Below are 18039 nucleotides of genomic sequence, written 5' to 3' on the forward strand. Positions count from 1 at the left end.
TTAAATATTTGACATAAGAGAGTCTCAATATGAGTCGTAGCGTAAAAGTATTTTTGTATGGGTGGTATACAGGGCTACTTGTTGAAGATCGCTCTGGTTTTACTTTTGAATATGATGATAACTATAACGGTCCACCCTTATCGATAAGTCTCCCTATGGTTAAGAAAAAATATCATAGTAAAGAGCTACATCCTTTCTTTAGAAGTTTGGCTCCGGAAGGATGGCTTCTAAAGCAATACTCAAAGCATCAAAAAATAGATGAAAGAGATACATTTCAAATGCTATGCAACAACGGTAAAGACATGATTGGGGCTGTTACATTCGAGCTTTGAGCCAATGTGTGCGGGGGGAGGATGATGCTGGATATAGACATTGAGATGATTCTAGGTCAAACACGACTGTGTAAACAGGGTTTCCTGACGATACAGCGGAAGCGCGTACTGATATTTACCGAGGATAATGTTGGCAAGCAGACTTTCAGTGGCGAAGCTTTTGGGGATGATGCTCTCTGGAGCAGGCTGCTGGTGAATACGTCTCGTCTCTGCTTTTTGTTCGCACTGACGACAAGCGTATTTCGGGCGGACAACCTCCAACACTTTTAATACCGCTGGCGTGAACTCCAGCTTTTCACTACGGTCTTCGCCGATTTTATGGAGAGTATGTTGACAGCAAGGACATTGCTTATCGTGCTCATCAAGGTCAAGAACAAGAATTTCACGCGGTAAGTCTTTAGGCAGTGGTTGACGTTTACCACGACGTTTGGTGGTGGTCGTTGTCGTGACAACTTCCTCTTCAGCTTTAGCGGCTTCGCATTCCGCTTCATTGAAGAGGTCACCCTGCTGTGTGAGTAGAATAAAGTCTCATACTGAGTATTAAAGTATCATACTAAAATGGCAGCGATCGCATCGGTACGCTGCCATTTCTAAAACGTTTTGCCCCGAAACGTGCTAGCGTTGTTGCTCGTAATATTTCAGTTCGCCAAAAATTAACTTAATTTATCGGTTCTTCTCCGTTTACATGAGCTTGACAGATGGATAAAAGATTGAGGATGTCTCTGGGACAGAGATTTGTTTAATCTTCAATTTAAAATATTCAGTATCTCTTATCCCTCTGGCTCTTTTCCTCAACATACCAATCGATACATTTCCAGCTTCAATTGCGGCACTGGTTAAATGGTAAGTTGCGTAGTTACAGATCCCTTTTTTATGTCGCTGTAGTGTCCCAACAAAGCTTTGTAAACTCAGTATTCCTGACTGCATTGCCAAGTGGCACCATTGCTCAAGCTTTTGTTCCATTTCTGGGTAGTTCGTGCTGTTCCAGATTTGTTGAAGCTGTTCTTTCATCATGTAGATAAAACAAAGGTGTTTGTTGGATTCCAGTAACTCATCGAGCTTATCTGATTGTGAAGAAGACAGTTTTCCTGCGTTTTTTAGTAGTAAAAACAGAGAGCCTTTTATCAGTTTTTTGTCTTTGTGATTTTCGGCTTTTTTAAATTCAAATGAACGCTCTTTCCGTATTATCTTGCTATATAACTGCATGACATGAAAACGGTCAAAGACGATATCTGCATTGGGTAGATGCTCTGTGACCGCCTTTATATAGGAATCGCCCATATCCATAGCTACAGCTTTAATTTGTTCAGCGGTTGCTCGAGATAACTGTGTTAAAAAACGACTTAATGTATCGCTTGTCCTTCCATGTTCAACCCATATCAAGCGACCTGTATTCATATCGTAAACCACCGTCATATAATCATGCCCTTTAGCTCTAGCGACTTCATCAACACCGATATGAGTCAATCCAGTAAGCAGTGCCGGGTCACTGGGAGGAAACGTCCGATTCAATAACGCTTTATCGATATTTTTGACGGTTTCCCATAGCAAACCAAAATGTTTTGCTATTACGCTAATCGGCATATGACGGCATAACCCGCTAATCTGGTGACAGAAGCGTTTTGAGTATCGAACACCTTTCTCAAAAAATTCACTTTCCTCAATAAGTCGAACGCCGTCAGTATTTCTGGTTTGAGCTAATTCAATATGAACACGACATTGGAGACCACTAATCGGTAAGTCATGAATAATTCGAGTGAGATAGGTATTAACTGTACTCCGCTGTAGGGAGTTTGGCGTTTTGACTGAAAATCGACGGTCTCTACGGCAGAAAACATCAATAGACTGAGAATGAGTATCGAGTTTAACAGAGCGAATAACCTGTCCATCAATACGTAAAAGACCAGAAATAGAATAAGTCAAAATACAGCTCTAACATACCAACTATAAATATATTAATAATCAGTATGATAGAGATTGATGTGTATGGGAATCAGACTCATCAAAGCGGAGAAGAGCCAATTTATCTAATAGCCATAACATTGAATAGAGCATCTGTTTTGTGATAACTAAGATTATTTAGTCGAAAAGATGTCTGTAGAATTGGTCATAATTTCTAATTTCCTAACAATACAATGTCACACAGAATTACTAGAAACGTCGGTTATAAAAAAATATTTCCAATGTCACTCGTAGAAGACGACTCTTTCTGCCATTACTGTGGCCAAAAATCGAGTGTAGAAGTCCGTCTAGAATGGGACCATGTGCCAGCACTAAATGTGGCAATACCAGATTATGCGGTTGACATAAGGAAAACACTGATACGATCTTGCCAAGAATGTAATGGTCTTGCTTCAGATGTCCCACATCTTGACTATTTGGAGCGTCATTTGTGGTTAAAAGGTGCATTGTTGCGTCGGTACAAACGTTTATTGTTGGCTTATGATGGTAAGGAGGTTTCTACACTTGGTCTAGATGAGCGGCTTACCGCCACAATTAATAACGGCATGTTCCGTTACGACGAAACAATGAGGAGGATTGGCTTTGGAATACGCGATGTCTCCGATATTGAATCTCCTATACTTGAGCTAAAGAACAACGCAAAAATAAAGTTGCGTGAAGCACTTACAGCATTCATGTATGGTATTCCTACAGAGCAAGAAGATGATAAACCATCTGAAGATTTTACCGATATTGATGCCGATGAAGATATCAAGATCGACTTACCACCATATCCATATACTGACTTTATAGATTTTCTTGCTTCAGAAATAGAAAACGGATCGTCTATTAAAGATGATAAAACTTACTTCTCTTGGTGCAAAAAATACCCTTCAAGAACTGAACTTTTAGAACTTCCCTCTATATCACCAGCCAAATATTTTGGTAAATCTTGGGAAACAATTTTTTTAGATTCAAATAAACAAGTTACTTTGATTGAGTTTGATGAAGAAACCGAAGATATCGAATCTATTCATCCCCCGAAGAAGATAGATACATACTCTTTAGAAAACAACAAAAGACTTAATGTCCTTCAGAAGCGGAAAAGGATTTATGAATTATATGGTAAAGACTTTTACATTAAACAAATTGGACTAAGGCATGTGTTTTATCGCTGCGCTATTCATGGAGATCAAGTAACTCCTCTTGATGCGATGTTAGAAGGTTTGTGCTGTTGTAGCCAGCAGTAAATATCAAGTACTGAATAGCTAATTAAGCAAAGTCAGTGACTCATAAATATTCAGAGGTGAGTTGACGGGGCATGTAACATAGTAATGCCCCATTGTGTGCCAGCCTAAGACTTGGGACACATTTCTTTTGTCATCATTTGACCTATTATTTTCTAATAACTAAATATGTAATCAGTTTTGTATGGGATGTTATACCGACAGTGTCTTCATTTTGAATTTTTTGTTTTATCTTTTAATAAATAAAACAATATGATAAGTAACTGTATTCGGTATTTTCTCTGCATTTATATGGAATGTGTCTAGTTAAAAAATACTGTTATGTGGCAAATGGAGTTCATACATGGGAAGAGAGATTGCACCTCAAGAATTAAGCTATTTCTATCAAAAAACAGGAGAAGCAATCTGGCATCTTCAGTTTGTAGAAGACTACCTAATTAAGTTGTACTTAGTTGGTTCTGTTCATCTAAATATCAATGGCATAACGCGACAAAATGCAGAGTCGAAGTGTAAGCAATTTGCAAAAAAAACTTTAGGGCAATTAATTGGCCTACTTGATGGCAGTGAGATTGTTTCGGATGAATTTGTCGATAAATTGAAAGCCTATAATGATATAAGAAAGTGGGTTGTTCATAACTCAATGCGAGAAACCGAAAATTGCCTGTATTCTCAAGAAGACCGAGATTATTTCATAAGTCGAACGACAAAATTTACTGATATGTCTGTTGAAATTCAAAAGGGCATTGAAGCGAGAATGTGGGAAATAACGATAGATGGTGGAATTTCTCCAGAAAAAGTTATGGCTCATGCAAATGCTACCGTTGAGCAGTGGAAAAAAGCCACATAACAAACGCTTTAAGACGGATTCGCAACGCTCGGCGGTTTTGGTTTGATTTGGCTTTTGTGTTTACGGTGTAATAATTGAGTGTTGTGGTAGCGTTGCTCACCACTTAAGCGGGCGTTAGTTGCCTTCAAGCATTTACCTCATGGAAATATTGTAGATAAGGAGCCTTAGTTGGAAGACTTTGAAATAGTCGATTTAGCAACTGACGTTTTATCGAATGTTACAAGCTTAGTAAATGAGCGCTTATACTCTGAGCTAGGCGGAGAACTCAAAATCCTATGGAGTACGAAGAATTATTTTTATGCTTGTGCTTCTGTCGGTTCAAAAGTTGATGAACCTCCCAAGCATTACATTACGTTATCTTATGAAACTGCAGTTTTGCTTTATCGCGATATTGAGCTCTATTCGAAATATATAGAGTCTGGTATAGATAATGGAATGTTTGATAAGATCTTTAAAGACTTCAATTATCCTAAAACACTTTTCTTTCATTCTGATCAAGAACTAAGCTGCAAGCAAATGTTTATAAGTGGGATTACATGGATTTTCTATCACGAATTAGGTCACCTCATTCAAGAGCATGGATATATAAGAAAGAAGCATGGTTGTCATGTAGGTACCGATATAGTTGATTGCGCATCTAATGATATTGAAAATCATACTGTACTCTCAGGTAGACCTTCAGCTGTTTCACATGTTACGGAAATGGCAGCTGACTACTATGCGACAGTTTCATGCTTAATTGCGTTACTGATGCACTTTGAAGGTGAAGAGCTAGCGGCAGAGACAAGAAGTTTTACTTCTGCATTGGCTCTTGTTTTATATCGCTTTCATGGAATTAATCCGTACGAACGAACAGAAGTTCCATATGGCTCGCATCCTCAACCATTAATTAGGCTTGAGCAAACAATACCTCTAATCTTTGAGTTTTACGACAAGTTCGATCTTGCCGATGAAAGAAGCTGCAATTTAAATAGAGCAAACCTTGTTAATATTACTTCCTGGTCATCATTCACTGCAGGGATTTTTTGGCTTAAAAAAGGAAATCAGAAAGGCATTCCGGAAGACTTTATGATTTCAGGAAGTTTACAAAGACCGGGTATGATTGAATATCATAGAGTTATGGTGGATATCTGGGATGCAATTAAGCCTGAGATAGACAAAGTTAAAAGGCACTCTAATCCATATGCTGAATTACAGTTTAGTGACCAGTACAGAGAAATTCTACAAAATGGCGGCTAGAAGACGCCTCGCTATGGTTAGTGTTTTGTAAGAAATATGGCATACAAACTGTTTATGAGCCACAAGGATAATTCGATGAAAGTTGATAAAGAATATTTGAAACAATTATTGGAAGCTTTTGAAAGCGCTGAAAGACCAACTACCAATATTCGTGAACTTGAAGCTAAAGGCTTTCACTATGATGATGATAAATTTGTATTTCATACCGACATATTAGTTGATAAGGGATACATCGAGTCATTTGCTCAGAATGCTAGAGGTGTAGGCTATACAATGATGGGGAATGGTCAAAGAGGTTGGTCAGTTGTCCCAATTCGTCTGACAGCTTTTGGCCATGATTTTATTGAATCTCTAAATGAACCCAATGTTTGGGCGGAAATTCAAGCCAATTTTAAAGAGTCAAGCTTAGACACAATCTCATCTGTCGCAAAAGACCTAGCTAAAGGTTACGCAAAGCAAAAAGTCAAAGCATTACTCGAGGCTGCTGGCTCATAACAAAGCGTTGTCGCCCCTTAACGCAGCGTTATACATTTTAGGTTTCATCTATGTTTATAGTTTCTAAAAACGGAAATGAGGTAGAGTTTGCAGACGTAGAGTTTTCTTACGTCTCAGAAGTATTAAAGCCCATCGACGCTTCACTTTCTAAGCTCAACCATGAGATTTCCAAAGCAGATGTATGGAAGGTTGGTAGCTTATGTGATGAAGGCGAATACCTGATTGGACTAGGTTTTTGTATTATGCAACGGTATATGTTTGACGTACTTAGGGACGTAAATCTTAAACCCTCAAAAGCTAGAAAATTAGGTCCTTGCAGTTCTTTCGGTGAGCCTGTTGCGGATCTTATACATACTGCTGCGAATTACTGGAAACATGAACCTGAGTGGCATATTTGGTTAGAAAAACTGAGCAAACAATCGCAAGACACTGTTGATAAAGTACTGCATCATAGGGATTCAGCCCATTACCCTCTATCTGATCTTCTGGCAGACTTAAATAATAGCTCGGATTTAACCCTTCTTGGTTGTTTGCCATATCTAATTGATTGGCGAAAAGCTGTGTTTGAGTACACTGAAAAAAATGTATAACAAACGCTTCAAGACGGACTCATAAACGCCTGCCATTTTCGCACACGTTCATTCGGAACTTAAGCGGGTGTTACCCATAGAAATTTTTATCCGAAATTCACCTGATACAGCCGACATCCTAGCTTGTTTTTGTCCATCTTCGAGCTAGCTGATTTGGCTAGCTCAGATCTGCCCCATTCCTTTTCAGGAACCGTCTAATAATTTTTACTAAGTGAAACACTGCAATACTTAAAGTAATGCGTTCAACCCTTCCACGAATGAGCTGAGGCGCATTACATTTTTACTTTATTTGCGTTTGATTAAGCAAAAGTGCTTCTTTCCGCGCTGAATTAACCAGTATTTATCAAACAGTGGAAATCCGAGTTGGGAGTTGTCAGGTGTTATTTTTTCTCCATTTACACTAATCGCATTGCCTTCGATCAGCTCTCTGGCGATACGTTTTGATTTAGCTAACCCTGACTCGAGCAACAATTCGACGACGTCTTGCAGAGTGCTTTCAATGCTTGGAAGACCATCTAGCTCTAATTGTTGGAGTTCACTATAACTCAGCTTCTCGACACCACCTGTGAATAATGCCTGTGTTATACGCTCGGCACTACGTAACCCTGATTCTCCGTGAACAAAACGAGTCATATTTTGCGCCAAAATCTTTTGTGCCTCAGGTTTGCCGTTATTTGACTTGTCCTGCAACTCTATCTGATCAATTTCTTCACAGGTTAAGAATGTGTAGTACCGAAGAAGGTTGTAGACATCTGTATCCTCAGTTGACAACCAGAACTGGTAAAACATATATGGCGATGTTTTTTGTGGATCAAGCCAAACGGCTCCTCCTTCTGTTTTGCCAAATTTAGTACCGTCAGATTTAGTTATCAAAGGTAACGTCAAACCAAACACTTGTTCACCATTCTGGCGACGTGTTAAATCAATACCGCTGACGATATTTCCCCATTGGTCATTACCACCAATTTGTAAACTACAACCATAATTTCTATTAAGTTCAGCAAAATCAAAAGATTGGAGTAAACAGTAACTAAACTCTGTAAATGAAATACCTTGATCGGGTCTTTGCAACCGTTGTTTTACTGACTCGCGGCTGATCATATTGTTGACAGAAAAATGCTTACCGACATCACGGAAAAAATCGATGACATGAATGTCTTTTATCCAGTCTGCGTTATTGACTATCGTCATTGGCTTGCTTAAATGAGGTGCTAATAACCGCTCAATTTGAGTAGTAAGATCTTTGACCCAAATGGCTACCGTTTCTTCAGTATTTAAACTGCGCTCTAAAGCTTTGAAGCTAGGGTCGCCAATCATACCCGTTGCACCACCAATAAGCGCTAATGCTTGATGTCCAGCATCTTGAAAACGCTTGAGCATAATTAGAGGAACTAAGTGTCCAATATGAAGGCTGCCTGCGGTAGGATCGAAACCGCAGTAAACTGTTTGTGGCTGGCTAAGTTGTTGCTGTATTTGTTCTAAATCACTGGCTTGAGCAATTAATCCGCGCGTCTGTAGTTCCTGAATGAATGTCATCTATAACGTCTTTTCTGTCATGAATAATGTGATGTACAGATTACGAATAGAACCTTTTGCGCGATATATCCCTAAAGGGATAGTTGGTTCATTTAGTGGGTAATAATATGGTTGAGGAAGCCCGAATTCAACTGCGAAGTGCGACACTCTCCAATATCAAGAAGCTAAAGCCATCTCCTCAAATATAATGGCTGCCTGCTTGAAGCCTAAACACTTTCTCGGACGGTAATTTATCCGCGATAAAGCGAACTCTATATCGATGTCCGTCACTGTCGTTAGATCGGTTCCTTTCTTCACATATTGCCTTAAAAGACCGTTCGCATTCTCATTAGCACCACGCTCCCAAGAACTGTACGGATGAGCAAAGTACACATCAGCCTTTAATTCTTTTGCGATGGTTTCATGACCTGCAAACTCTCGCCCGTTATCTGCCGTAATGGTATGGACATGTTTCTTATAGGGCTTCAGTAGCTCTATTGTCGCTTTGGTGACATCATCCGCTGACTTAGATGGCACTTTCTTTACCACGTAAAATCGAGTCTTACGCTCTAAAATAGTCACCATTGCACCTGTACCATGCTTACCTAGCACAGTGTCGATTTCCCAGTCACCAAACCGCTCCTTACTGTCAACGATGCTTGGTCTATCATCAATCGAAACGGCATTTTTTATCGCTGGAGCTTTCTCTTGTTTACCTCGGCGATACCGCTTATGACCTTGTCTCAAGTGACGATATAACTTACCGCCCAAGCGTTTATCTTGAGCAACAAAGCGATAGATCCACTCATGACTGACAGATGCACCAATTTTCGTTAATACATTAGAAATCTGCTCTGGACTCCAATCTGTTTCTAAAAGAAGGCGGATAAAATCGACACGTTCCTTTGGTATTCGGTATTTACGTGCTGTTTTGCGCTTTTTGGTAGACGACATCTGGGCTTCGTTAGGGCAATAATGCTCTCCCTTCCGACCGCGTTTAAGCTCACGGTATACCGTCGAGCGGTGGCACTGAACTGTTTTAGCTATTTCAGGAACCGAAATTCCCCGTTCCAAAAGAGCAGAAATCTGGTATCTTCTGCCTTCGGTCAACTGTTGATAATTCATGGTAGTACTGCTTGTTTCTTTGGCGAGAAGAGCGTACCACTTTCAGCAGTTGGCTTCCTCTTCTACATATTTCCATGAATGTCGCACTTATTATCTGAAATCGGGTATACAGATAGTTAACTGTGCGCGTTTTTACTGGTCTAACGTGATAAACGCGCATGCGCACGAATAAAATGTTAGGCGCATGAGACATCAAATCAACTATCATACTTCGTTAATAAATTGACAAGTAAATCTAATTTTTTGTGAGAAACCAATGAAAAAGAAGCCCGAAATTATTTTGTCTTCACTAGACGCTGATAGATTGTATGCTCTTCTTGAGTCATTACCGAAAAACAGTGTGCCAGGCATTGAAGAGTTAGAGCAGGAGCTAAATCGAGCGGAGATCGTAGAGCCAACGAAAATGCCTCAGGATATCGTTACTATGAACTCAATAGTTCGATTTTTCGTTGAATCAACGAAGCAAGAATTTGAATTGACATTGGTATATCCAAAAGATATGGATTCAAATGGAAAAAATATTTCTATTCTTGCCCCGGTTGGGAGTGCAATGCTCGGCCTTGCTATTGGTGATGAAATCGAGTGGCCCAAGCCTGGCGGGGGTACTCTGAAAGTTAGAATTACAGAAATTCTCTATCAACCAGAGAGATCTGGCGATTATCAACGATAATGTGAAAGCGCCTAACAAGGCGCTGCACTCGGACAAATTTACGCTACGCTTCATTTTTCCGGTGAGCGTGGCATTATATGCTTCCGTCAGTAGAAGGAATAGAGCTTATGTCACTTTATGAGAAACGAAATAGCAATGCGCAGCAAGAAGATGCAATGTTAGTTGCTTCGGATTCTTGGTTTACAGTTAAATTTGCCCAAGAAGCAGCAAAGTCTTGGAAGCGTATTATCTTACTCTTCGTTGTTGCCATCCTATGTTTGTTTGCACCAGCATTGGGCCTTATTGTATCTGCTATCAATGCTTTCTTTTCATAAATACATAGGGAATCACCTGAAAGGTCGGCGGGTAAGTGCTATTTAAAGAAGTTGTGTTTTCATATTTGAATACGCATATAACAATAAATTTAAGCAGATTCGTAACGCTCGGCATTTTTGCTTTGAATCAGCTTCAGTGTTTACGGCACAATGGTTTAGGTTAGTGGTAGCGTTACTCACTACTTAATTTGGCGTTATGCCTCACAACATCATGCGTCGCACCCTACTCGTCCTGACCATTGCAGCCTGCGCTGGATGTATGAACTACTCGGACAAGATCTCGGAGCAATTCGAGGCCTCCGGCAACAAGCGAATCGACCTGAAGGCCGCCGTTCCAACTGACTGGGACAGAGTTTGCGTCGTTGGCCCGTACCAAGATGACGCATTTGTTGAAAAGACACTCGGCTTTGCTTGGCCAGCCGAACGTAAAACCAGCATCGAGGACAACGATGGCATCTCGCTTCTATTGTTCGCAAAGGGCCAATCGGTGGTGGCGCACGTTGAGTACCCGCGCAACCATGGCGACTTCACTGAGCTAGAGGGCCAGTGCTTCAATCCGCAAAAGGCAAGGTTCAGAAACTTCCCAAGTGGCCCGGACAACTGGCCGCGCCTTGTTCCGGAGTGAGGCATAACAATTCGTTCAAGCCGAGCCCGCTTCGCGGTCTCGGCGCTGGCGCTATGATTGAACCATCGCCGGTCCCGCTCAGCGGGCCGGCTTAACTCCGGCGTTATGAGCAGCATTAAAATTTAGGACTGAGTTGTATATGAGAGAAAGAGAAAAAATGCTCTCTGGCGAGTATTACGATCCGAGTGACGCTGAGCTCGTCAAGTTGCGTCTTGAGGCTCGTTTACTCACAGAGAAGCTAAATCAAACAAGTGTAAGTTGCCCAGAGAAAAGAGTAGGGATAATCAAATCCTTGTTGGGCTCTACAGGAAATAGCATTCACATTGAATCTACCTTCAACTGCGATTACGGGCTGAATATACACGTTGGTGAGAATTTCTATGCCAATTTTGGCTGTGTCATTTTGGACGTAGCGGAAGTTCGCATTGGCGATAACTGTTTTATAGCACCACAGGTTGGAATTTATACGGCAACTCATCCAATCGATCCGATTCAGAGAAACAGTGGGTTAGAGTTTGGAAAGCCAATCAGAATAGGTAACAACTGTTGGATTGGAGGTCATGCAACGATCAACCCAGGAGTGACGTTAGGTGACAACGTTGTTGTTGCCTCGGGAGCCGTTGTAACAAAGAGTTTTGGTAGTAATGTTGTCATTGGTGGCAATCCAGCACGAGTGTTAAAAGAAATCTAGCAACCTTTAGCTCGCTGCTCATAACAAACGCCTCAAGAGGGACTGTCAACGCGCGCCGTTTCCAGTCCCATTGAGCTACAGTGGTTATGGTTGTTGTGTTTGAGTTTAGTGTTATGCGTTGCCAGCCCCTTAGGCGGGCGTTAACTTAGCCATACAAATATTAATCTTAAACTCACTTTGTAGAGTTAAAATCCTAACTCAGAATTGTCCATAGGTGTGCTAGCGCCGATCACGGCAAACACACCTTTGCCCCATTTCTGGCTAGAACAAGAGTTCTATGGTTTAGCGGACTAATTTTTTTGCTTAGATTTTCTAATTATAAGGAGCGAGCAGTACATGTCCTGTTTCACTCGATATATAGTTATTTTGATAGACTTTTTAGTCTCTTCTGTACACATTACCTTTTTCTTTTAAACCTCACCCTTTGAGATTCTTTCTCGAAATTCTATAACCAACCCTAAATGTATGCTTTCCATCATCTTTTTCCGAATCCCAGTAAGGTATAGTCATTTGATAAGCATGTAATTTAGTATGGGAAATCTCGTGTACATCGTAAGCGCACCACAAACCCCACATTCTAATCAGGCTTTGCCCACTCTATGATCACATCTCCAATCCAAAGGAGATGTGACATGAATAAACGACGCACCGATCAAGAATGGCTTTCTCTGATTGAGCAATGCCAAGCCAGTTCGCTTACACAACAAGATTTTTGCCAAAAACACGACATTAGCGTATCGACGTTTTACGCTAAGCGGCAGCAGTTGAGTGTTAACCCATCTCCAACTCAGAGCGGCTTCGTTAAGGCCGAAATTATTGAAAAAACCACCTGTCGCAAGGTGACCCAGACGTCGGTAGCCAACATGACTTTGATAGTAAATAACATCGAATTGAGTATTCCTCAAGGCACGCCACCACACTATCTTGCTGAGTTGATTGGAGCCTTGTCATGAAGCGCATGATGACCGCGCCAGTGGTGTATTTATACCGCGAGTTTGTCGATTTCAGAAAATCTATCAATGGTCTGGCGCTGTTGATTGAATCCGACACCGACCTTGAGCTAGGCTCAGGGGCATTGTTCCTCTTCACCAATAAACAACGCGATAAAATAAAAGTGTTGTATTGGGACCAAACGGGTTATGCGCTCTGGTATAAACGCCTCGAAAAAGCCAAGTTTAAGTGGCCCACGCAAGAGAAAAATACGGTGTTGACCTTAACGCAATTTGACCTCGACAGACTGCTTTCTGGCTTCACAATAATCGGCCATAAATCGGTAAAAATCGACAGTTTTACAATGGGTTAATGGCAATAAAAGTCAGATAAACCAAGCCTTTTTTATCGGTATTCAGTACAATGAATACCATGAAAAAGACGACCCCCGACATCAATCCAGACAGCCAAAACATCGCGGAACTTCAAGCGATGGTGAAGGCGTTGATGTCTGAGCAAGAAGCTTGGCAGCAAAAAGAATCACAATGGCAACAAGAACGCCAATCCTTGATTGAGCAGTTCAAACTGGCACTTGACCGTCAGTTCGCCAAGCGCTCTGAAGCGTTAAAACCGTATAACGAAGCTCAGGGCGACTTCTTTAATGAAGTGGAATGCGAAGCGGAGAACGTCGACGAAGACGTGGTGACCACGACGACCACAACAAAGCGCCGTGGTAAACGCAAGCCATTACCGAAAGACTTACCTCGCGAAACCGTGGTTCTTGACCTGGACGAGCACGATAAACAGTGTCCTTGCTGCCAACATTCTCTGCATCAAATCGGGGAAGACCGTAGCGAGAAACTGGAGTTCACGCCTGCGATACTCAACGTTATCGACTACGTTCGTCCTAAATACGCGTGCCGTCATTGTGAGCAACACAGTGAGACTAACCCAGTTCACCAACAGCCAGTACCCGAAAGCATCATCCCCAAAAGCTTCGCCACAGAAAGCTTGCTGGCCCATATCATCTTAGGTAAATACCAGTACGCCTTGCCGCTGTATCGACAAGAAACCTTGTTCACGCAATCGGGCATCGACTTATCAAGAACCACTATGGCTCGCTGGGTTATCCAAGTGAGCGAGAAGTTCCAACCCTTGTACCAAGCCTTAAAAACGCACTTACTTGAGCAAGTGGTGGTGCATGCTGATGAAACCCCATTGAATGTGCTGCAAGAAGAGAAGCGCAGTTACATGTGGCTTTACTGCTCAGGAGCTGACTCTCCGCAAGCTTGTTTACCGGAGATGAAAAACATCGTCTTGTACGACTATCAAAACAGTCGCGCGAGAGCGTGCCCAATGGACTTCTTGGGCGATTACTCGGGTTACCTGCAAACCGATGGTTATGTGGCGTACGATGGTCTCACTCAAGTGACAAACGTCGGTTGCTTCGCTCATGCTCGCCGTAAGTTCATGGAGGCAAAAAAGCTCCAGGGAAAAGGCAAGACTGGAAAAGTGGATATCGCGCTGGCGAAAATCCAAAAACTTTATGCGCTTGAAGCTCACTTAAAACCGTCGTCAGCCGAAGAGCGTTGGTCAGAGAGACAATCACACGCCAAACCGATATTGGACGACCTGTATCAATGGCTCACGACACAGAAAGTGTTCGAATCCAGCCCACTGGGTAAAGCGATTAAATACACCTTGGGTCAATGGCCAAAGTTGGTGCGTTATGTGGATGATGGGCACGTATCCATCGACAACAATCGAGCAGAGCGTGCGATAAAATCGATGGTCATTGGCCGAAAAAATTGGCTCTTCGCCAACACATCAAGAGGCGCCGATGCTAGCGCATTACTCTATAGCATCATCGAGACGGCTAAAGCCAATGGACTCATTCTCTACGATTACATGGTCAAGTGCATGAAAGAGCTGGCGAAAGCAGAGCCCGACATTGACTCACTTCTTCCGTGGAACTTCTCACACTAAAACGCCCCGTGTGTTCATGGGGCGCTTACTGTACATCGAAAAACTAACTATAAAGAACTTTAAGAAAATCGAATCAGGTGAATACGAGTTTAATGAGAAAGTGAATATACTCGTTGGAGACAACGATTCAGGTAAAACTACAATTCTGGAAGCTTTAGAGCTTGTTTCAAACTCTAACTACAGAGGTAAGTCTATAAGTTCCTCACTATCTCCACATTTATTCAATAATAAGGCGGTTAGAACATACCTTAATGGGGACCTATCCAAAGGCTCGCTGCCTGAAATTCTTATCGAAGCATACTTATCTGACTGCCCTGAATACAGAGGTAAGAACAATTCACAAAATAAAGAGTATGAAGGCGTATTTATCAAGATCTGCTTCGATGAAGATTTAACCAGTACATATGAAGAGTTTTGCAAAAGCGCTAAAGTAGACAGCATCCCAATAGAGTTCTATAAAGTCGAATGGTTTAGTTTTGCTTGGGAGCCAATTAAGTTTCTGAGCAGAAAAGTAAAGGGTCTATTTATCGACCCCACTAGACTTCATCCCACTTATGGTAAGACCCAATATTTATCCAACATCATTAACTCGTCCTTAACCAAAGAGCAGCAAGCTTTACTTCACCTAAACTATCGCCAATTGAAAAACTCCTTTGAAGAGCAGCAGCAAATTCAAGATCTCAACAATGACCTTGACTCTGACAATCAGGTCACAGAGCAAAACCTCTCGATAATAGCTGACACTAACTCGGGAACTGTCGAAGCTGGGCTCCAACTAGCGGTAGATGAAGTATCGTTTAACCATATAGGTAAAGGGGAGCAAAATAAAATACAGGTTAAGCCCGAATTCAACTGCGAAGTGCGACACTCTCCAATATCAAGAAGCTAAAGCCATCTCCTCAAATATAATGGCTGCCTGCTTGAAGCCTAAACACTTTCTCGGACGGTAATTTATCCGCGATAAAGCGAACTCTATATCGATGTCCGTCACTGTCGTTAGATCGGTTCCTTTCTTCACATATTGCCTTAAAAGACCGTTCGCATTCTCATTAGCACCACGCTCCCAAGAACTGTACGGATGAGCAAAGTACACATCAGCCTTTAATTCTTTTGCGATGGTTTCATGACCTGCAAACTCTCGCCCGTTATCTGCCGTAATGGTATGGACATGTTTCTTATAGGGCTTCAGTAGCTCTATTGTCGCTTTGGTGACATCATCCGCTGACTTAGATGGCACTTTCTTTACCACGTAAAATCGAGTCTTACGCTCTAAAATAGTCACCATTGCACCTGTACCATGCTTACCTAGCACAGTGTCGATTTCCCAGTCACCAAACCGCTCCTTACTGTCAACGATGCTTGGTCTATCATCAATCGAAACGGCATTTTTTATCGCTGGAGCTTTCTCTTGTTTACCTCGGCGATACCGCTTATGACCTTGTCTCAAGTGACGATATAACTTACCGCCCAAGCGTTTATCTTGAGCAACAAAGCGATAGATCCACTCATGACTGACAGATGCACCAATTTTCGTTAATACATTAGAAATCTGCTTTGGACTCCAATCTGTTTCTAAAAGAAGGCGGATAAAATCGACACGTTCCTTTGGTATTCGGTATTTACGTGCTGTTTTGCGCTTTTTGGTAGACGACATCTGGGCTTCGTTAGGGCAATAATGCTCTCCCTTCCGACCGCGTTTAAGCTCACGGTATACCGTCGAGCGGTGGCACTGAACTGTTTTAGCTATTTCAGGAACCGAAATTCCCCGTTCCAAAAGAGCAGAAATCTGGTATCTTCTGCCTTCGGTCAACTGTTGATAATTCATGGTAGTACTGCTTGTTTCTTTGGCGAGAAGAGCGTACCACTTTCAGCAGTTGGCTTCCTCTTCTACATATTTCCATGAATGTCGCACTTATTATCTGAAATCGGGAGCTAGCTCTCTTAAACAAAGGTGGCAATGTCAACTTTGTTACTGTAGAGGAACCAGAGAATCACTTGTCTCATACAAACCTAAGCCGGCTGGTTAAATTCATTTCAGAAAATACCAATAACCAAATATTTATTACCACCCATAGCTCTTATGTTCTTAACAAGCTTAGTCTTAACCATTTATGCTTAATTTCTGATGACTATCTCAGGCTAAAAGAAATTGATTCTGGCACAGCCAAAACCCTCCAAAGATTACCGGGATATGACACATTGAGAATTGTTCTCTCCAAAAAAGTCATTCTAGTTGAAGGACCTTCTGATGAGTTGATTCTGAAGAAGAAATACTTACAAGATAACAAAAGGTTACCCGAAGAAGATGGCATTGATATCATCGTTGTGAGAGGTATAGGTTTCAAGCACTATCTTCAAATAGCCAAACTCATCGGAACCAAGGTAAACGTGGTAAAAGATAATGATGGTTCACACCAAAGCAACATTGTTGATTATGCAAATAATTTCAATTTCAAAAACATTAAGTTCTTCTCTGAGCCAAACGACAAACTAAAGTCACTAGAGCCTTCATTGATCGCTGCTAATGGAAAAGATGAAAAGACTTTAGATAAATTCGCAGAAATAGCCTTATCAAAAATCGCCTACAACGAATACAAAGAGATTAAAAGCTTGGACGAGAAGATTGAATACTTCAAGGCTGTCTACGTAGGTGAAAAAGGAGACAAGAACTACGGTTCTAAAAAAGTAGATTCTGCTGTACGCATATTCGATAGCGCAGACGTCATTCAGTATCCAAACTACCTGTTGGAGGCATTGAAGTTTGACTAAGAAACTCTTTATTGCCTGCGCTGGGGCAGGCAAGACAACTCGAATAGTCAAGGAATCAATAGAACTGACTGATGAAGGCAAGAAGGTTTTGGTTATTACTTACACACGTAGTAACCAAAATGAGCTTTACAAGAAATTTGATGAACTTGGCGGGCAGAGAAGGGACTTGTTCATAGTCAAGGGCTGGTATTCCTTCATATTAGAAGATGTAGTAAGGCCATATCAGAGGTGTATTTTCACCACTCGCATTGATGGCATCAACCTCAATAGCAGTAACCCCCACAAGAGAGGGCGAATGAATATTCCTGGCAGGAAAGAAAAGATAGGAGCTAAATACAATGAAAAGCATTTTCTGACCAGCCAAAATCGTGCCCATACAGAGTTTCTCTCAAAGCTAGGATGCAGAATTGTAAAAGAGGACAACATTGCCATTTCTGAGAGAATTAGCTCGATATATAGCCGTGTTTATCTCGATGAAACCCAAGACTTTGCTGGCTGGGATTTTGACTTAATCAAGTTAATTACAAAATCTAAAGCGCTTGAGATTCATGCTGTTGGGGACTTTAGACAAACTATATACCACACTTCCTCAAAGCCCAAAGCGCCGTCCGATAGCCAACAAAAACTTGATGCTTACAGGAGAATGGGGTTTATTTCTAGCTCTCTCAACGAGTGTTGGCGATCAATACAGCGTAACCGTTCACCAGCCCCCCATTGACATAT

At 41.5% G+C, this 18039-nt stretch carries 20 protein-coding genes and 2 pseudogenes; 17 read left to right on the plus strand and 5 right to left on the minus strand.

The genetic code is table 11. The features are described 5' to 3' along the window. Positions 1-29 precede the first annotated feature (29 nt). Positions 30-332, plus strand: a complete 303-nt coding sequence (locus tag EAE30_RS00175) for a HipA N-terminal domain-containing protein (protein ID WP_123014128.1) — start codon at positions 30-32, stop codon at positions 330-332. A 63-nt stretch (positions 333-395) separates the two neighbouring features. Here the strand turns inward: EAE30_RS00175 and EAE30_RS00180 are convergent. Next, positions 396-839 (minus strand): annotated as a pseudogene (locus EAE30_RS00180) (IS66 family transposase zinc-finger binding domain-containing protein); the annotation flags it as partial. A gap of 174 nt (positions 840-1013) precedes the next feature. Beyond that, the gene (locus EAE30_RS00185; RefSeq protein WP_422398669.1) at positions 1014-2255 is read right to left on the minus strand and encodes an ISL3 family transposase; all 1242 of its coding nucleotides are present in this window, start codon (positions 2253-2255) and stop codon (positions 1014-1016) included. 260 nt (positions 2256-2515) lie between these two features. Between EAE30_RS00185 and EAE30_RS00190 the strand changes: the two genes are divergently transcribed. From EAE30_RS00190 to EAE30_RS00210, 5 genes are all read left to right on the plus strand, one after another. Further along, positions 2516-3523 (plus strand): hypothetical protein, encoded by a 1008-nt coding sequence (locus EAE30_RS00190; RefSeq protein WP_164711750.1) that lies wholly within the window; start codon positions 2516-2518, stop codon positions 3521-3523. A 340-nt stretch (positions 3524-3863) separates the two neighbouring features. Next, entirely contained in the window at positions 3864-4367 is a 504-nt protein-coding gene (locus EAE30_RS00195; RefSeq protein ID WP_123014130.1) for a hypothetical protein, read from the plus strand. A 168-nt stretch (positions 4368-4535) separates the two neighbouring features. After that, positions 4536-5606, plus strand: coding sequence for a hypothetical protein (locus EAE30_RS00200; RefSeq protein WP_123014131.1), 1071 nt, complete (start codon positions 4536-4538; stop codon positions 5604-5606). Positions 5607-5681: 75 nt separating this feature from the next. Continuing rightward, positions 5682-6101, plus strand: a complete 420-nt coding sequence (locus EAE30_RS00205; protein WP_123014132.1) for a DUF2513 domain-containing protein — start codon at positions 5682-5684, stop codon at positions 6099-6101. Between the two features lie 50 nt (positions 6102-6151). Next, complete coding sequence (locus EAE30_RS00210; RefSeq protein ID WP_123014133.1) at positions 6152-6691, plus strand: hypothetical protein; 540 nt, start codon at positions 6152-6154, stop codon at positions 6689-6691. Positions 6692-6976: 285 nt separating this feature from the next. Here EAE30_RS00210 and tyrS read toward each other — a convergent pair whose 3' ends face one another. Both tyrS and EAE30_RS00220 read right to left on the minus strand, forming a co-directional pair. Beyond that, on the minus strand, positions 6977-8227 hold the full coding sequence (gene tyrS / locus EAE30_RS00215) for a tyrosine--tRNA ligase (protein WP_123014134.1): 1251 nt from the start codon (positions 8225-8227) through the stop codon (positions 6977-6979). 156 nt (positions 8228-8383) lie between these two features. Then, positions 8384-9331, minus strand: a complete 948-nt coding sequence (locus EAE30_RS00220) for an IS30 family transposase (RefSeq protein ID WP_123014135.1) — start codon at positions 9329-9331, stop codon at positions 8384-8386. A gap of 256 nt (positions 9332-9587) precedes the next feature. Between EAE30_RS00220 and rnk the strand changes: the two genes are divergently transcribed. The 8 genes from rnk to EAE30_RS00260 all read left to right on the plus strand — a co-directional run bounded on the left by rnk (position 9588) and on the right by EAE30_RS00260 (position 15436). Continuing rightward, the gene (gene rnk, locus EAE30_RS00225; RefSeq protein ID WP_112404664.1) at positions 9588-10001 is read left to right on the plus strand and encodes a nucleoside diphosphate kinase regulator; all 414 of its coding nucleotides are present in this window, start codon (positions 9588-9590) and stop codon (positions 9999-10001) included. A 107-nt stretch (positions 10002-10108) separates the two neighbouring features. Then, entirely contained in the window at positions 10109-10315 is a 207-nt protein-coding gene (locus EAE30_RS00230; protein ID WP_241967549.1) for a hypothetical protein, read from the plus strand. A gap of 259 nt (positions 10316-10574) precedes the next feature. After that, positions 10575-10940 carry a hypothetical protein gene (locus EAE30_RS00235; RefSeq protein WP_123014136.1) on the plus strand — a complete coding sequence of 122 codons (366 nt, stop codon included), beginning with the start codon at positions 10575-10577 and terminating at the stop codon, positions 10938-10940. A 139-nt stretch (positions 10941-11079) separates the two neighbouring features. Continuing rightward, positions 11080-11631, plus strand: coding sequence for a sugar O-acetyltransferase (locus EAE30_RS00240; protein WP_123014137.1), 552 nt, complete (start codon positions 11080-11082; stop codon positions 11629-11631). A 632-nt stretch (positions 11632-12263) separates the two neighbouring features. Continuing rightward, positions 12264-12584 (plus strand): IS66 family insertion sequence element accessory protein TnpA, encoded by a 321-nt coding sequence (tnpA, locus tag EAE30_RS00245; RefSeq protein ID WP_123014138.1) that lies wholly within the window; start codon positions 12264-12266, stop codon positions 12582-12584. Continuing rightward, positions 12581-12934 (plus strand): IS66 family insertion sequence element accessory protein TnpB, encoded by a 354-nt coding sequence (gene tnpB / locus EAE30_RS00250; protein ID WP_164711751.1) that lies wholly within the window; start codon positions 12581-12583, stop codon positions 12932-12934. Before tnpA ends, tnpB begins: the two co-directional genes overlap by 4 nt. A 59-nt stretch (positions 12935-12993) precedes the next feature. Further along, a complete protein-coding gene (gene tnpC, locus EAE30_RS00255) occupies positions 12994-14547 on the plus strand; it encodes an IS66 family transposase (RefSeq protein WP_123014139.1) in 1554 nt (517 codons plus the stop codon). A 16-nt stretch (positions 14548-14563) separates the two neighbouring features. Further along, positions 14564-15436 (plus strand): AAA family ATPase, encoded by an 873-nt coding sequence (locus EAE30_RS00260; protein ID WP_241967550.1) that lies wholly within the window; start codon positions 14564-14566, stop codon positions 15434-15436. Here the strand turns inward: EAE30_RS00260 and EAE30_RS00265 are convergent. After that, positions 15425-16372 (minus strand): IS30 family transposase, encoded by a 948-nt coding sequence (locus EAE30_RS00265; protein WP_123014140.1) that lies wholly within the window; start codon positions 16370-16372, stop codon positions 15425-15427. The genes EAE30_RS00260 and EAE30_RS00265 overlap by 12 nt on opposite strands. Before the next feature lie 152 nt (positions 16373-16524). Between EAE30_RS00265 and EAE30_RS19215 the strand changes: the two are divergent. The 3 genes and pseudogenes from EAE30_RS19215 to EAE30_RS00275 form a co-directional block, all read left to right on the plus strand. After that, positions 16525-16626, plus strand: a pseudogene (locus EAE30_RS19215) (AAA family ATPase); the annotation flags it as partial. Then, complete coding sequence (locus tag EAE30_RS00270) at positions 16609-17316, plus strand: ATP-dependent nuclease (protein WP_390903965.1); 708 nt, start codon at positions 16609-16611, stop codon at positions 17314-17316. The pseudogene EAE30_RS19215 and the gene EAE30_RS00270, both read left to right, overlap by 18 nt. After that, positions 17309-18034: a DEAD/DEAH box helicase family protein gene (locus tag EAE30_RS00275; RefSeq protein ID WP_241967551.1), complete on the plus strand. Its 726-nt coding sequence runs from the start codon at positions 17309-17311 to the stop codon at positions 18032-18034. The genes EAE30_RS00270 and EAE30_RS00275 overlap by 8 nt, the downstream gene beginning before the upstream one ends. Positions 18035-18039 lie beyond the last annotated feature (5 nt).

The sequence above is a fragment of the Vibrio zhugei genome (assembly GCF_003716875.1).
Classification (GTDB): domain Bacteria; phylum Pseudomonadota; class Gammaproteobacteria; order Enterobacterales; family Vibrionaceae; genus Vibrio; species Vibrio zhugei.

Bases quoted from the DNA above. Each gene is read 5' to 3' on its own strand.
- EAE30_RS00265 (WP_123014140.1), bottom strand. From the start codon at position 16,372: ATGAATTATCAACAGTTGACCGAAGGCAGAAGATACCAGATTTCTGCT.
- EAE30_RS00230 (WP_241967549.1), top strand. From the start codon at position 10,109: ATGTCACTTTATGAGAAACGAAATAGCAATGCGCAGCAAGAAGATGCA.
- EAE30_RS00175 (WP_123014128.1), top strand. From the start codon at position 30: ATGAGTCGTAGCGTAAAAGTATTTTTGTATGGGTGGTATACAGGGCTA.
- EAE30_RS00205 (WP_123014132.1), top strand. From the start codon at position 5,682: ATGAAAGTTGATAAAGAATATTTGAAACAATTATTGGAAGCTTTTGAA.
- EAE30_RS00190 (WP_164711750.1), top strand. From the start codon at position 2,516: ATGTCACTCGTAGAAGACGACTCTTTCTGCCATTACTGTGGCCAAAAA.
- tnpB (WP_164711751.1), top strand. From the start codon at position 12,581: ATGAAGCGCATGATGACCGCGCCAGTGGTGTATTTATACCGCGAGTTT.
- EAE30_RS00220 (WP_123014135.1), bottom strand. From the start codon at position 9,331: ATGAATTATCAACAGTTGACCGAAGGCAGAAGATACCAGATTTCTGCT.
- tyrS (WP_123014134.1), bottom strand. From the start codon at position 8,227: ATGACATTCATTCAGGAACTACAGACGCGCGGATTAATTGCTCAAGCC.
- EAE30_RS00210 (WP_123014133.1), top strand. From the start codon at position 6,152: ATGTTTATAGTTTCTAAAAACGGAAATGAGGTAGAGTTTGCAGACGTA.
- EAE30_RS00240 (WP_123014137.1), top strand. From the start codon at position 11,080: ATGAGAGAAAGAGAAAAAATGCTCTCTGGCGAGTATTACGATCCGAGT.
- EAE30_RS00195 (WP_123014130.1), top strand. From the start codon at position 3,864: ATGGGAAGAGAGATTGCACCTCAAGAATTAAGCTATTTCTATCAAAAA.
- EAE30_RS00235 (WP_123014136.1), top strand. From the start codon at position 10,575: ATGAACTACTCGGACAAGATCTCGGAGCAATTCGAGGCCTCCGGCAAC.
- tnpC (WP_123014139.1), top strand. From the start codon at position 12,994: ATGAAAAAGACGACCCCCGACATCAATCCAGACAGCCAAAACATCGCG.
- rnk (WP_112404664.1), top strand. From the start codon at position 9,588: ATGAAAAAGAAGCCCGAAATTATTTTGTCTTCACTAGACGCTGATAGA.
- EAE30_RS00260 (WP_241967550.1), top strand. From the start codon at position 14,564: ATGGGGCGCTTACTGTACATCGAAAAACTAACTATAAAGAACTTTAAG.
- tnpA (WP_123014138.1), top strand. From the start codon at position 12,264: ATGAATAAACGACGCACCGATCAAGAATGGCTTTCTCTGATTGAGCAA.